Source organism: Candidatus Hydrogenedentota bacterium, assembly GCA_016791475.1.
GTDB lineage: Bacteria > Hydrogenedentota > Hydrogenedentia > Hydrogenedentales > JAEUWI01 > JAEUWI01.
Genome location: JAEUWI010000418.1, coordinates 290 through 537, shown reverse-complemented (window position 1 = coordinate 537; position 248 = coordinate 290). Strand labels below are relative to the sequence as shown.

General features: G+C 65.3%; 1 protein-coding gene. It reads right to left on the bottom strand.

Annotated features, from left to right (window positions below):
- Positions 1-248 (bottom strand): protein kinase (locus tag JNK74_30020; protein ID MBL7650407.1); only part of this gene is annotated, 248 nt, incomplete at both ends.

Sequence of the window (248 nt, the reverse complement as noted above, 5' to 3'; positions counted from 1 at the left end):
CCATGGCCTGCAAGCTGCGTGTCAGCGACGGGTTGCCTTCGCGTCGGGCGAGCAGCTTCGCGAGGCCGAAGTCAGCGATCTTGACGCGACCACTCCGCGTGAGGAGCACGTTCTCCGGCTTGATGTCCCGGTGAACGACGCCCTCGTGGTGCGCGTACTCGAGTGCGGTGCACATCTGCATCACGATCGGGAGCGCACGGCCGGATTCGATGGCACCTTCCTCCAGCACTTGACGGAGGTTGGGACCG